Raw genomic sequence first — 13,496 nt, 5'->3', positions numbered from 1 at the left:
CATCGTCGGCCGCAACGGTGACGGGAAGACGACACTGCTGCAGGTGATGACCGGTCTGGGCCCACTTCTACGATTTCGGCACGCCACTTCTACGGTTTCGGCCGGGGCGCAGCTAGGTGGTCGACGGTCAGGGCAGGTGGATCTGGCGGCCGTCGGGGCTGCGCTCGGAGCCGGTGATGCGGTCGCAGGAGCCGGTGTCGACCCAGCAGCGGAGATACCAGGACTCGGATGCGGTGGCGGTGCGGAGGACGACGCTGCGGTCGGACTCGAAGCCGGCGACGTGGACCGTCTCGACGGAGTCGGGTACGCGCAGGTCGATGTGCTCGGAGGTGCTCATGTTGACCGCGATGCCGCGCTCGGCGCCGTAGCTGATCATCCCGGGGTCACTGGGGTTGCGGGCGATGGCGACGATCGAGCCGTCGGGGGAGTCGGCGACCGACCCGGGCAGCGGCGCGTGGACGCCGGGCTGGGTGAGGCTGCCGTCGGCCTCGATGGCGGCGAAGCGGGCCTCCCACTCGCCGGGGTTGTGAAGGAGTACGCCGCGGCGCAGCGGAGTCAGCTGCTGGTAGTCGAGCGGCAGCGAGATCCGCCGTGTCGCCTTGCCTGGGCCCCAGGCCGTCACCGGCGGGCGGGAGATGGCCAGCTCTCCGTAGCTGCCGGGGACGGCTGGCGGGGCGGGCACGATGCCAGTGCGGAAATAGGCGCGGGCGCGGTCGGTGCCGACCACCGCGGTGCCGGCAGGAGTCCCATCGAGCGCGAGCCGGTCGGTCTCCTCGCCCGTCGCGGTGTCCACCGCGACAAGAGCAGAGGAAGCGTCGCCGGTCTGTTGGAGAGCGAAGAGCTGACTGCCGTCCTTGCTCAGGGCCGGCTGGGTCCACAGGCCGGGGATCTGGATGGTCCTCCCTCGTCGCGCGATCCATACCGGACCGGGCTTGTCGGCGTGCTCGTACATCAGCACCGTCCAACCTGCCACGCTCATCTGGGAGCCGTAGACCTTCTGCGGCTTCGCCCCGAGCTGGAGGCGGCCGGACCGGTCGAGGAACGGCAGGGTCGTTGCCGGACCGATGGGGAGATCTGCGTACGTCGCCGGGATGGCGGGCTCGCTGTTGCGGACCTTCGGAGCAGGCGGCACCGGTGTGGGGGCGTCGGCGCTGGCACGGCTCTCGGAGAGCCGGGTCGCGTGGACGGCCAGCCAGGCCACAGAGGCGATGAGGGCGAGGATGATGCATGCCGAGAACAGGATCCCGGCACGGCTGTGCCTCGCCGTGGTCTGTGGTTCCTCGAGCACCACGGTTCGCTGCTCCTCGTCGATGTGCACGTCGGTGATGGTCGTACCTTCCTCGTCCTGTCACCCGAAGACTGCGTTCCCGGAGCTGAGCTTTCGGACGTGTCCAGAATGTCTCCACGCTAACCGGCGTGCTCGGGCGGATCAGGAGAGTTCCGGTGAACAGTGCGTGTTCACATGCTGTCGGTATGTATCAAATGTGTGGATATGGCCTATGGTCGATCGGGTGGTGAGAAAACGAGTAGCTGATGCGAGCAAGCAGGCCGGGAAGGTAGTCGGCACCGTGACGGGCACGGCGGGCAAGCTGGTTGCCGACGTCGTCACCGGCAAGGTGAAGGTTCCCTCGGTGCCGAAGGTCAAGCTGCCGAGGCCGGGCCGAAAGGCGCCGGTCAAGGCCGCCGAGCCGGTCAAGACCGTCTCGAAGGAGGCAGCCGGCTCCGCTGAGACGTCCGATCCGGTGAAGAAGTCGGAGTCGGCGAAGAAGTCGGCGACTCCTGAGAAGGCCGCTGCGACCCAGACCGCCGCGACCAAGGCACCCGCGACGAAGAGCCCGGCCAAGAAGGCCACGGCGGCGAAGAAGTCGACCGCGAAGAAGGCTCCCGCGAAGAAGGCCGCCCCCGCGACGACCTCGCCGGAGAGCTCGGCCGAGACCCCGGCAGCGAAGAAGACTGCCGCCAAGAAGACAGCCGCCAAGAAGACTGCGGCGAAGAAGACGACGGCCAAGAAGACGACCGCTGCCAAGAAGACGACGGCGAAGAAGTCGCCCGCGCAGACGACCACCGCGGCGGCGAAGAAGACGGCCGCCAAGAAGGCGCCCGCGAAGCAGACTTCCGCGCAGCAGCCGCCCGAGCAGAAGGCGCCCGAGCAGAAGGCGCCCGAGCAGAAGGCGCCCGAGCAGAAGGCCCCTGAGAAGAAGGCATCGCCGGCCGGAGACTCGACGGGAATGAGCTCCGGAGCAGCCTCGACCGGCCCGACGACCGGGTCCGAGAAGCCTTCCAACGACGCCTAGATGATTGATGCGCGGTCTGACCGGCCGCTTCGCACTCGGCATCCGCGCTCGCGGCGTTGCCGCCTCTCGAAAGACAACCGGTATTCCTTCGAGGCGAGGTCTGAACGAAGTGGCCTTTGCGAGCGCGGCGCCGAGCGCGAATCGGCTCGCCCAGCCCTTGCATCAATCATCTAGCCGAGACTGCCGACCCGCACCGAAGCCAGCGCGGTACGCGGCCCCAGCCCGAACCCGCGTACGGCCTCGAGGTCTTCGAGCGTGTCGACGTCGTGGCGCAGCGAGTGGAGGTCGCCCTCCAGCGGACGGGCGCCGCCGGCGCGATGGGCGGCGGCGGACCCGGGGCCGAACGCGGGACTGAACAGATCGTGGGGCGCGGTGTAGAGGGTGGTGCCCCCGCCCGCCGCGTCCTCGACGTACGCCGCCCTGGTCCCTTCCGAGGCAGCCAGCGCGGCGTCGAGGTCGGCGGAGCGCAGCGCGGGCAGGTCTCCGCAGAGCGCGGCGGGACGGAGCCGCGGCCAGCGGCGCCGGGCCTCGCGCGCACCTTGCACCAGGGTCTCGTTGAGGTCCCCGCTCACCCCGTCGGGGATGACGGCGGCTCCGAGGCGGGCGACGTCGGCGGCGAAGTAGGCGTCGTCGGTGATCACCAGAACGGCTCCGACACGGGTCGCGGCCAGGCACGACTCGGCGGTGTCCAGGGCGAACGAGCGGGCGAGGTCGGCCCGCTCGTGCGGCTCGATACCGACCAGCCGGGACTTGCCGCGCGCCGGAGGCTTGACGGGCAGCAGGACGACGTAACCGGGTGCAGGTGCGGGCATCAGGGTAGATCCTGACAGGTGTCTGGCAATGTCGCGGATACGGCCCGGTAACCTGCCCTGGTGGGAAAGTACCGGAAGTTCCAGGAGGGCAAGATCGGCTGGCCATGGGTCGTTGCAGTCGGCATAGTGAAGCCCACCCTTCTCGCCACCACCAAGCATCAGTGGGACGGCGGCGAGAAGATCCCGGAGAGCGGGGGAGCCGTCTTCGCGCTCAACCACGTCTCCGAGATCGACCCGTTCACCGCGGCGCACATCGTCTGGGACTACGGACGTCGGCCGAGCTACCTGGCCAAGGCCGGCCTGTTCAAGGGCCCGCTGGGCAAGTTCCTGCGGGCCGCCGGACAGATCCCGGTGGACCGTAAGGCCGGCGCCGCGGCCTTCGACGCAGCCGTCAAAGCGGTCAACGAGGGCAGCATCGTGGTCGTCTACGTCGAGGGCTCGATCACCAAGGACCCCACCGGTTGGCCCATGCGCGGCAAGTCCGGCGCGGCTCGGATCGCGCTCGCGACGGGGGCTCCGGTCTACCCGGTGGGACAGTGGGGAGCCCAGGAGCTGCTTCCGGCGTACTCTCTCAAGCCGCATCTGATCGGCCGCAAGATGATCCAGATGAAGATCGGTGACCCGGTGGACCTGAAGGACCTCGAGGTCCAGGATCACACCACCGATGTCATCAACCAGGCGACCGACCGGATCATGAAGGCGATCGTCGGCCTGGTGGCCGACATCAGGGGCGAGGAGGCGCCGAGCGAGCTCTTCGACCCGAAGAAGGCTGGTGTGAATGCGACCGGCGACCCCCGCAAGACGAAGAAGAAGGACAGCAATTGAGCGAGCGTCAGCGAGTGAACCATGACTACAACACGCCGCCGTGTCCGTACTCTGGCGCCTGCGCTACGGAGGTGGTGGCGTGAGTAAGGTAGCGGTCTTTGGAGCGGGCTCATGGGGCACCGCGTTCTCGGTGATCCTCGCCGACGCAGGCAACGACGTGACCATGTGGGCGCGCCGGGAGGAGGTCGCGGCGGCGATCAACGACACCCACGAGAACCCCGAGTACCACCCGGGCACCGATCTGCCGCACAACATCAGCGCCACCCACGACATCGAGAAGGCGGCGTACGGCGCTGACCTGGTCGTCCTCGCGGCGCCGTCTCAGACGCTGCGCACGAACCTCACCGACTGGGCGCCGTTCCTGCCCAAGGACGTGCCGCTGGTCTCGCTGATGAAGGGCGTCGAGCTCGGCACCCTGGAGCGGATGAGCGAGGTCATCGCCCACGTCACCGGGGCGGGCCCGGACCGGATCGCCGTGGTCAGCGGTCCGAACCTGTCCAAGGAGATCATCCGCCGCGAGCCAGCCGCAGGCGTGGTCGCGTGCGCCGACGAGGACGTCGCCAAGACCATCCAGGCCCGCGTGCACTCGCCCGCGTTCCGTCCTTACACCTCCACCGACGTGGTCGGCTGCGAGATCGGCGGGGCCTACAAGAACGTGGTCGCGATCTCTACAGGCATGGCCGCCGGGATGGGGTTCGGCGACAACACCCAGGCGTCGCTGATCACCCGAGGTCTCGCCGAGACCGCGCGGCTGGCGATGCAGCTGGGGGCCAACCCGATGACCCTCATGGGCCTGGCGGGCCTGGGCGACCTGGCCGCGACCTGCTCCTCGCCGCTGTCCCGCAACCGTACGTTCGGGGAAAAGCTCGGCCAGGGCATGACCACCGCCGACATCCTCGCCTCCAGCCACCAGGTCGCCGAGGGCGCCAAGTCGTCGCACTCCCTGCGCGAGCTGGCGGCGAAGGTCGGGGTGGACGTGCCGCTGGCGCAGTACGTCGACGACGTCGTCTCCGGTGCCAAGACCGTCGGCGAGATCCTGGACGAGATGCTCGAGCGGCCGACGAAGGCAGAGACCGAGTAGGTTCCTTCGTCAAGGTATGCAGCCGAAGGCCCGCTTCCCGCGCGGAACTCCACACGGGAAGCGGGCCTTTCTCTGCATACCTTGATGGAGGATCAGCGGATCAGGCGGTGCCGAGGTCCTTCCACGGGCCCCACTCCTCGGTGCCCGGGGTGTTGCCCTGGGTCCACCACTTGGCCTCCCACAGGTGACCGCCGTAGGTGACGCGGTCGCCTGCGACGTACACCGCGGTGGCCGACCATGCGTCTGCCCCGGCGGGCGGGTCGGTCGGCGGATCGGTCGGGTCCTCGGTCGGCGGATCCGTCGGGTCCGGCTCCTCGACCGGGCCGCCGGTGCCGTTGCGCATGGCATCGGCGAACGTGCCGATCAGCTCTCCCTGGCGGTCACCGGACAGCTCCCACCACATGCCTCCGCCGAGGCCCTTCGAGATGGCGTACGCCGCCTTCTGGTTGATCGTCCGGGTGTTGTCGTAGCTCCACCACTGGTTGCCGTCGTAGCGCCAGGCGGCGCCGGTCGCGGCGTCGTAGTGGTCGGTGCCGCGGGACTTGAGCTTGTCGTAGTCCTCGTTGCCGGCCTCGTACGTCCCCGGTGCCGCGGCGGTCGCCGGACCCCACGGTGCGGAGGAGGTGGCGCCCTGCCATCCGCGGCCGTACGCCGCCATGCCCAGGCCGAGCTGGGCCGGTGAGACTCCGGCGTCGAGGTACTCCCGGACCGACTCGTCCACGCTGAACCGCTTGCCGTCGGGGCGCGGGTCAGCCGGGTCGGCGTAGAGGTTGCCCTGGTGGCCGGTCAGCTTCGGGTCCCAGGCGCCCCACAGGTCGTAGCCCTGGATGTTGCCGAAGTCGAGGGAGTCGAAGATCGCCGGGTCGTTCCAGCCGCCGGCCTCGATGTCCTGCGGGTTGGCCGGAAGGAACGCCGAGAGCTGGTAGTCCTTGCCCATGGTCGATCCCAGGGCGTCGAGCTGGGAGCGGAACTCGGCCAGCAACGCCTTGAAGTTGGCGCGGTCGTTGACCGGGTCGACGTGGTTGCCGGTGTTGCCGTTGGGTGAGCCCGGCCACTCCCAGTCGATGTCGAAGCCGTCGAAGACTCCGGCGGCCGCTCCGGGGCCGCCGCGGCCGTCGATCATCGGCAGGTTGCCCTTGATGTAGAGGTCGACGCACGAGGAGACGAACTTGCGTCGCGACTCCGGCGTGGCCGCCGCGAGGGAGAAGTTCTTCGACCAGGTCCAGCCGCCCAGCGAGAGCAGGACCTTCAGGTCGGGGTGCTTCGCCTTGAGCTGCTTGAGCTGGTTGAAGGAGCCGGCCAAGGGCTGGTCCCAGGTGTCGGCCGTGCCGGAGACGGAGGCGTCGGCGGCGTACGACATCCCGTAGTCGGCGTAGGCGTCACCGGCACCGTCGGAGCCGTTGGGTCCCTCGCCCTGGGCCTTGTTGGCCTCGAAGCAGGTCAGCGTCTGGTGGTGGATGTTGCCGAACGCGTAGTTGAGGTGGGTGAGGTCGTCGGCGACGCCGGACGTCTCCAGCTGCTTGAGCTTGAAGGCACGGCCGTAGACGCCCCACTGCACGAAGTAGCCGACGTTGCGGTAGCCGTTGATCGCGGTCGGCTCCGCTGCGGCCGTCGTCAGTGATGCGCTGGACGGGGTGCTGGTGAGGGCGAGTGTGCCGGTGAGGGCGAGTGCTCCGGCGAGTGCGCCGATGAGAAGGCCGGCTGTCCGGCGGGCTCTTCGTGGGGGTAAGGCGACATGCATGGTGACACCTCCGAGGTGATGGCTGGCTCGGGCACCTACGCCCGAATCGCCATTTGATGGTGGCAGTGAGTTTGTTTGTAAGCAACCCTTACTAATTAAGGAATTCCAGAACCTAATTCGAGGGGAGTGGGAAAGTAGTACGTTCGATGAGCCGCCAATCTCTGGGAGATCGCCATGCTCGGACGCCGCTCTGCAGTTGCCGCCGCCCTGACCGGAGGAGCGCTCGCGCTGGCCACTCTGGTCCCGTACGGAGGCGCCGCCGCCGCTCCGGAGGACCGGCGCTTGCCGCCACCGAAGGTGCCCACCGCGGTGGGCTACGGCGGCGCGGTGGCGAGCGTCGACGCCGACGCGAGCCGGGTGGGGCTGGAGGTGCTGCGCAAGGGCGGCAACGCGACCGATGCAGCGGTCGCGACGGCTGCCGCGCTCGGTGTGACGGAGCCCTACTCGGCCGGCATCGGTGGGGGCGGCTTCTTCGTGCACTACTCGGCGCGCACCGGTGAGGTCGAGACCATCGACGGGCGGGAGAAGGCGCCGGCCGCGATGCCTCGCGACGCGTTCATCGACCCCGAGACGGGGAAGGAGTATCCGTTCTTTCCCGACATGGTCACCAGCGGCGCCTCGGTCGGGGTGCCCGGGACCCCGCTGACCTGGGACAAGGCGCTGAGGAAGTGGGGCACGCGCTCGCTGGGGCAGTCGCTCGCGCCGGCCGCGCGGCTGGCGCGGCGTGGCTTCGTGGTCGACGAGACCTTCCGTCAGCAGACCGTCGACAACGCAGAACGTTTCGCAGCGATCGATTCCACCGCGGAACTGTTTCTTCCCGGAGGATCAGCGCCCGAGGTGGGCAGCCGGTTCCGCAACCCCGACATCGCGAAGACCTACGACCTGCTCGCCCGCAAGGGCGTGAAGGCCTTCTACCGCGGTCCGCTGGCGGAGGAGATCGCCGCGACGGTGGCCACACCGCCCAAGACCGCCGACACCGACCTGCCGGTTCCGGCCGGCTGGGTGACCACCGAGGATCTCGCCGCCTACACCGCGCCCGACCGCGAGCCGACCCACTCGACCTACCAGGGCCTGGACGTCTACGGGATGGCCCCGCCGTCCTCCGGCGGCACCTCGGTTGGAGAGGCGCTCAACATCCTGGAGCGATACGACCTCGCCGGGATGAACGACACCGAGGCCTACCACCACCTGCTCGAGGCGAGCGCGATCAGCTTCGCCGACCGGGGCGCCTACCTCGGCGACGCCGACCATGTCGAGGTGCCCGTCGAGGCGCTTCTCGACGACACCTTCGCCGCCGAGCGGGCGTGCACGCTCGACCCCGCGGCGGCGCAGCCGAAGCCGGTGGCGGCTGGTGATGCGTACGACTTCGACGGGGTCTGCGACGGCCCGACCGGCCCCGGTGCGACCGCCAAGGACACCGAGAACCTGGAGACGACCAACCTGACCGTGGTCGACCGATGGGGCAACGTCGTCGAGTACACCCTGACCATCGAGCAGACCGGCGGGTCCGGGATCACCGTGCCCGGGCGCGGCTTCATCCTCAACAACGAGCTGACCGACTTCTCGACGACCTACCGGGCCGACGACCCCAACCGGATCGAGCCGAACAAGCGCCCACGCAGCTCGATGGCGCCCACGATCGTCCTCGCCGAGGGCCGTCCGGTCCTGGCGGTCGGGTCGCCCGGCGGATCGACGATCATCACCACCGTGCTCCAGATCCTCGTCGAGCGGCTCGCGCGTGACCGGACGCTGCCGGAGGCGATGGCCGCGCCGCGGGCCTCGCAGCGCAACACCGCGAGCACCAGTGCCGAGCCGGCGTTCATCGAGGCGTACGGCGGGCCGCTGACGTCGCTGGGCCACCGCTTCGCCTCGACCGCCGAGCTCGGGGCGGCCACCGCGATCGAGATCGGCCCGGACGGGCTGATGACGGCAGCCGCGGAGCCGTGGCGGCGGGGTGGCGGGTCCGCACTGGTGGTGAGACCGGTCGACTAGGCCCTAGCGCTCGATACGATCCAACGCCTGGGCGAGGTCGTCCCACAGGTCGTCGACGTCCTCGATGCCGACCGACATCCGCACCAGCCCGTCGGGCACGGTCGCGGACTCGGTCTTCCATCGGCGCCGGCGCTCGAAGGTGGATTCGACGCCGCCCAGGGACGTCGCGTGGACCCACAGCGAGGTGGCGTGGGTGAGGAGGTCGGCCTGCTCCGCGGTCGGGAGGACGGCTGCGAGCATGCCACCGAACCCCGGGTAGCGGACCTCCGCGACGGCCGGGTGCGCGGCCAGCCGCTCGGCGAGCTCTGCCGCGTTGGCTGCGGAGCGCTCGACGCGCAGGTGCAGCGTACGAAGCCCGCGAAGCGCCAACCAGGCCTCGAACGGGCCGGGGATCGCGCCGAGCAGGTCGCGGCGGGCCTTGAGCACCTCCCACAGCGTGTCGTCGGAGACGACGACCGCTCCCATGACGACATCGGAGTGACCGGCGATGAACTTCGTGGCCGAGTGGATGACGATGTCCGCGCCGAGTGCGAGCGGCTGCTGGAGCAGGGGAGTGGCGAAGGTGTTGTCGACCACGACCCGTGCCCCGGCCTTGTGCGCGGCAGCGATGATCGCCGGCAGGTCGGCGAGCTGCATCCCCGGGTTGGTCGGCGTCTCGACCCACACCAGCGCGACCTCGCCGTCGAGCTTCTCGAGCAGTTTCAAGACCGCGGCGGTGTCGGAGAAGTCCGCGAGGCGTGCGGTCAGCCGGCCGCGCCCCTCGAGGTCGGCCAGCTGGCCGATGGTCCCCAGGTAGCTCTGCTCGGTCGCCACGACGACGGAGTCGTTGACCAGGTCGAGCAGCGTCGCGATCGCCGCGAGCCCGGAGGCGAACGACAGCGCCCGCCCGCCCTCGAGCCGCCCGAGCGTCTCCTCGAAGGCCACCCAGGCGTCGTTGGTGTAGCGCCCGTACTCCTTGTCGCCGCCGGCCACATAGGTCGAGGCCATCGTGATCGGTACGTTGAGCGGCTGGTCGGGCTCGTGGGCCGGCCGCCCGGCGTGGACGGCGATCGTGGCGGGCTTGTGATCCATGCGGCCGAGCCTATGTGGCCGCTCGGGGTAACACGTCGTTCGTAGGTCTATCCGGTCGTTATAAAAGGCGAGTAGTCCTACGAACGACGTGTTACACGGCGTCGGGGCGGCCGCGCGGTTACGGGTCAGCGCACGGTCCCGGATAAGGTTGCGGCCGTGTTGACGACCCTGCTGGATGGACGTGCCTTCGGTGAGAAGCACGGCAAGGATGCTGCCACCGTCGTGGCCCTGCACGGCTGGGCGCGCAACCGCAGCGACTGGGGTTCGACGCTCGAGGGCTTGGACGCGCTTGCGCTCGATCAGCCCGGATTCGGCGCGACCCCGGCTCCCGAGGAGGCCTGGGGCAGCAAGGAGTACGCCGAGTGGCTGGCCGAGATCCTCGAGGGGCTCGACCGCCCGGTGCTCGTCGGCCACAGCTTCGGCGGCCGGGTGGCCGTCCAGCTCGCCGCGACCCGCCCTGAGCTCGTCCGCGGCGTCATCCTCACCGGAGTGCCGCTGTTCCGTCCGAAGACCGGTGGCAAGCCCAAGCTCGCCTACCGGATCGGCCGCTGGCTCCACTCCAAGGGGCTGATCCCCGAGGCCAGGATGGAGGCGCTGCGGGAGAAGTACGGTTCGACCGACTACCGCAACGCCAAGGGCATCATCCGCGACATCTTCGTGAAGGTCGTCAACGAGTCCTACGGGGACCAGTTGGCGGCCATCCCGAACGACCTCCCGGTCCGCCTGATCTGGGGCGAGAACGACACCGCCGCCCCGGTCTGGATGCCCGGCGAGGCCATGGAGATCCTGGGGGCCAACGCGACCCTCGAGATCGTTCCCGGCTCCGCACACCTGCTCGACGCGGGGCTGGTCAAGAGCCTTCGAGGCGCCATCGACGAACTTCGTACGAACTGAATCTGAGGGGCTGAAGAAGAAGCATGTGGATCGTCCTGGTCACCTCCGCGCTGACCCTGGTCTCCTACTACCGCTGGCTGCGGGTGGCCCAGCGTGAGCACTACGAGCCGACGCGACTGTTCGCGATCGAGTGGATCTGGATCAAGGCCCGTCCGGTCGAGGCGATCCTGCTCGGTGCGGTCCTCGTGGTCTGCCTGGCCTCGTTCGTGCTGCCCTACGGTGCGCTCGTCGGGGCGCTGCTGTTCGTCGGCTGGCCGGTCGGGATGAGCTTCGTCGGCGCCAAGCGCCTGGTCTGGACCGATCGGGTCAAGCGCCTGGCCGGGGTGCTCTTCGTGCTCCACGCGCTCGTGACCGTCCTGATCGCGCTGCTCGCCCCGGCCGCCGCCGGCCTGCTCCCGATCCTCGCGGTCCCGCTGGCCGAGGCGGCGCTGTCGATCATGTGGCCGACCGAGAAGGCGATGGCGAAGAAGTGGCAGGTGCAGGCCGCCGCCACCATCAAAAAGGTCAACCCGAAGATCGTCGCGATCACGGGCTCCTACGGCAAGACCTCGACGAAGAACTACGCCACCCACCTGATGCAGGGGCGGTGGTCGACGCTGGCCTCGCCGGCGAGCTTCAACAACGCGATGGGCCTCTCCCGTGCGGTCAACGACCGTCTCCAGCCCGGCACCGACATCTTCGTGGCCGAGATGGGGACCTACGGTCCGGGCGAGATCGCCGCGCTGACCGAGATCTTCCCGCCCGAGGTCGCCGCGATCACCACGATCGGCGAGGCCCACCTGGAGCGGATGAAGTCACGCGAGACGATCGTGAAGGCCAAGTCGGAGATCCTCCCGACGGCCGCCACGGTGGTGCTCAACATCGACGTGCCCGAGCTCGCTCTCATCGCCGAGAACCTCCGCGCCAGCAAGCGCGTCATCGCCTGCTCCGCGGTACCCGGCACCGCCGCCGAGGTGGTGGTGAGCGACGGCGCGCTCACGATCGACAACGAGACGTACGCCATCGATCTCCCCGACGAGGTGGGGCACCCGATCAACGTGGCCATCGCAGTCGGCCTCGCCCTCGCGGTGGAGGTCCCGATCGAGACGATCACCCAGCGGCTGGGGTCGATCCCCGGCACGCCCCACCGGGCCGAGGTCAACCAGACGCCGGGCGGCGTCTGGGTCGTCGACGACACCTTCAACTCCAACCCCACCGGTGCCGCCGCGGCGCTCGCGAAGGCGAAGCGGCTGGCGGGGGAGGCGGGCACGGTGTGGACCATCACTCCCGGTATGGTCGAGCTGGGCACGGAGCAGGCCGCGCGCAACGTCGAGTTCGCGCAGGCTGCCACTGCCTCCGACAACATGCAGCTGTGCATCGTCGGTCGCACCAACCGAAAGGCGCTGCGGGCGGGGGACCCGTCGCGAACCACTGCGTTCGACAGCCGCAAGGCGGCAGCGGATCATGCTCTGACCGCGGCCAAGGAGGGCGACGTGGTGCTTTACGAGAACGACCTCCCCGACCACTACGCGTAGGACCCAGGAGCTTTCACCATGAGCGTAACCAAGGCCACCATCGTCTTCGGCGGTCCGAGCGCCGAGCACGACATCAGCATCCTCACCGGCCTGCAGGCCGAGCGGGTCCTCTCCGGCGCGGGCGTCGAGGTGACGTGCCTCTACTGGGCGCGCTCGGACAAGTGGTTCCTGGTGCCCGCAAAGCAGGAGGCGCGCGACTTCCTCGGTGGTGAGCCGAAGGGCTCCAAGGCCGTCGAGTTCCGTCTCGGCTCCGAGAAGGGCGACGGGTTCTACACCGTCGGCGGCTTCGGCGGTGGCAAGCGTCTGGAGACCGGCCCGATCCTCTCCGCCTTCCACGGTGGCGCGGGCGAGGCCGGCGGCATCCAATGGCTCTTCGAGCTCGCGGGGTTGAAGGCCACGGGCGCCACCCCGGCCTCCGCCGCGCTCGGCATGGACAAGCTCGCCTTCGGCGCGGTGATGCTCAACGCCGGCCTGCCGTCGCTGCAGCGCGAGCTGCTCTCGCGCTACGCCGAGCCCTCCTTCGAGGGCCCCTACATCGTCAAGCCGCGCTTCGGCGGCTCCTCGATCGGCATCGAGGTCGTCGACGACTACGAGACCGGCCTGGCGCTCCTCAACACCTCGCCGCACCTGCGTGCCGGCGCGGTCGTCGAGCCGTACCGTCCTGACCTCTTCGACCTCAACGCGTCGGTGCGCACCGCGCCCGAGGTCGCCGTCTCCGACGTCGAGCGCCCGCTGCGCTCCGAGGAGGCGAAGATGTACGACTACTCCGCCAAGTACGTCCACACCGACGGCCTGTCCTCCTCGCCGCGCGAGTTCCCGGCCCAGGTCGAGGAGTCGATCACCAAGCAGATCAAGGACCTGGCCGTACGCGTCGTGGAGCTCACCGGTCTGACCGGGATCCTCCGCATCGACTTCCTCTCCGACGGCAAGGGCGAGGTCTACATCAACGAGGTCAACTCCATCCCCGGAGCCCTCTCGCTCTACCTGTGGCCCGACACCCCCGCCTCCGAGGTCCTCATCAGCGCCATCGCCGAGGCCGAGAAGCACGTCCCCCAGGTGACCAGGAACTTCGAAGAGGGCGTCGCCCTCAAGGCCGCCGGCGGCATCGCCGGCAAGCTCACCGGCCTGAGCTGAACCCCGAGTCGGCGCAAGCTGACCGAAAACCACGCCGAGTCGGTCCTCCAGCCGGAACGTCTGCCGCGACAGGTCGAAGGCGACCGCGACATGGGTCGGGGTCTCGTCGCGCAGCACGTTGACCAGCATCGAGGTGAA

Annotated in this window: 11 protein-coding genes; 7 read left to right on the top strand and 4 right to left on the bottom strand. The window is 69.4% G+C overall.

What is annotated here, in order from left to right:
• Positions 1-127 precede the first annotated feature (127 nt).
• Positions 128-1,318: a hypothetical protein gene (locus ABZZ22_RS25810; protein ID WP_354937998.1), complete on the bottom strand. Its 1,191-nt coding sequence runs from the start codon at positions 1,316-1,318 to the stop codon at positions 128-130.
• A 250-nt stretch (positions 1,319-1,568) separates the two neighbouring features.
• On the opposite strand from ABZZ22_RS25810, the gene ABZZ22_RS25805 reads away from it, so the two are divergent.
• Positions 1,569-2,294, top strand: coding sequence for a hypothetical protein (locus ABZZ22_RS25805; RefSeq protein ID WP_354937995.1), 726 nt, complete (start codon positions 1,569-1,571; stop codon positions 2,292-2,294).
• 170 nt (positions 2,295-2,464) lie between these two features.
• Here the strand turns inward: ABZZ22_RS25805 and cofC are convergent, their stop codons facing one another.
• On the bottom strand, positions 2,465-3,106 hold the full coding sequence (cofC, locus tag ABZZ22_RS25800) for a 2-phospho-L-lactate guanylyltransferase (protein WP_354937992.1): 642 nt from the start codon (positions 3,104-3,106) through the stop codon (positions 2,465-2,467).
• Positions 3,107-3,166: 60 nt separating this feature from the next.
• On the opposite strand from cofC, the gene ABZZ22_RS25795 reads away from it, so the two are divergent.
• Positions 3,167-3,931 (top strand): lysophospholipid acyltransferase family protein, encoded by a 765-nt coding sequence (locus ABZZ22_RS25795; RefSeq protein WP_354937989.1) that lies wholly within the window; start codon positions 3,167-3,169, stop codon positions 3,929-3,931.
• Positions 3,932-4,010: 79 nt separating this feature from the next.
• Positions 4,011-5,012 (top strand): NAD(P)H-dependent glycerol-3-phosphate dehydrogenase, encoded by a 1,002-nt coding sequence (locus ABZZ22_RS25790; protein WP_354937986.1) that lies wholly within the window; start codon positions 4,011-4,013, stop codon positions 5,010-5,012.
• Between the two features lie 100 nt (positions 5,013-5,112).
• Here the strand turns inward: ABZZ22_RS25790 and ABZZ22_RS25785 are convergent, their stop codons facing one another.
• Entirely contained in the window at positions 5,113-6,753 is a 1,641-nt protein-coding gene (locus ABZZ22_RS25785; RefSeq protein WP_354937983.1) for a glycosyl hydrolase family 18 protein, read from the bottom strand.
• 174 nt (positions 6,754-6,927) lie between these two features.
• Between ABZZ22_RS25785 and ggt the strand changes: the two genes are divergently transcribed.
• Entirely contained in the window at positions 6,928-8,745 is a 1,818-nt protein-coding gene (ggt, locus tag ABZZ22_RS25780) for a gamma-glutamyltransferase (protein WP_354937981.1), read from the top strand.
• 3 nt (positions 8,746-8,748) lie between these two features.
• Here the strand turns inward: ggt and ABZZ22_RS25775 are convergent, their stop codons facing one another.
• The gene (locus ABZZ22_RS25775) at positions 8,749-9,816 is read right to left on the bottom strand and encodes a PLP-dependent transferase (RefSeq protein ID WP_354937978.1); all 1,068 of its coding nucleotides are present in this window, start codon (positions 9,814-9,816) and stop codon (positions 8,749-8,751) included.
• 156 nt (positions 9,817-9,972) lie between these two features.
• Between ABZZ22_RS25775 and ABZZ22_RS25770 the strand changes: the two genes are divergently transcribed.
• From ABZZ22_RS25770 to ABZZ22_RS25760, 3 genes are read left to right on the top strand one after another with little or no spacing between them, the layout of a single operon-like run.
• Positions 9,973-10,710 carry an alpha/beta hydrolase gene (locus tag ABZZ22_RS25770; RefSeq protein WP_354937975.1) on the top strand — a complete coding sequence of 246 codons (738 nt, stop codon included), beginning with the start codon at positions 9,973-9,975 and terminating at the stop codon, positions 10,708-10,710.
• A gap of 23 nt (positions 10,711-10,733) precedes the next feature.
• Positions 10,734-12,224: a UDP-N-acetylmuramoyl-tripeptide--D-alanyl-D-alanine ligase gene (gene murF / locus ABZZ22_RS25765; protein WP_354937973.1), complete on the top strand. Its 1,491-nt coding sequence runs from the start codon at positions 10,734-10,736 to the stop codon at positions 12,222-12,224.
• Positions 12,225-12,242: 18 nt separating this feature from the next.
• Positions 12,243-13,358: a hypothetical protein gene (locus ABZZ22_RS25760; RefSeq protein ID WP_354937970.1), complete on the top strand. Its 1,116-nt coding sequence runs from the start codon at positions 12,243-12,245 to the stop codon at positions 13,356-13,358.
• The last annotated feature ends 138 nt before the right edge of the window (positions 13,359-13,496 follow it).

Origin of the sequence: Nocardioides sp. NPDC006273 (assembly GCF_040613495.1) — a bacterium.
Taxonomy (GTDB): Bacteria; Actinomycetota; Actinomycetes; order Propionibacteriales; family Nocardioidaceae; genus Nocardioides.
This window is presented reverse-complemented; position numbering and strand designations above follow the sequence as displayed.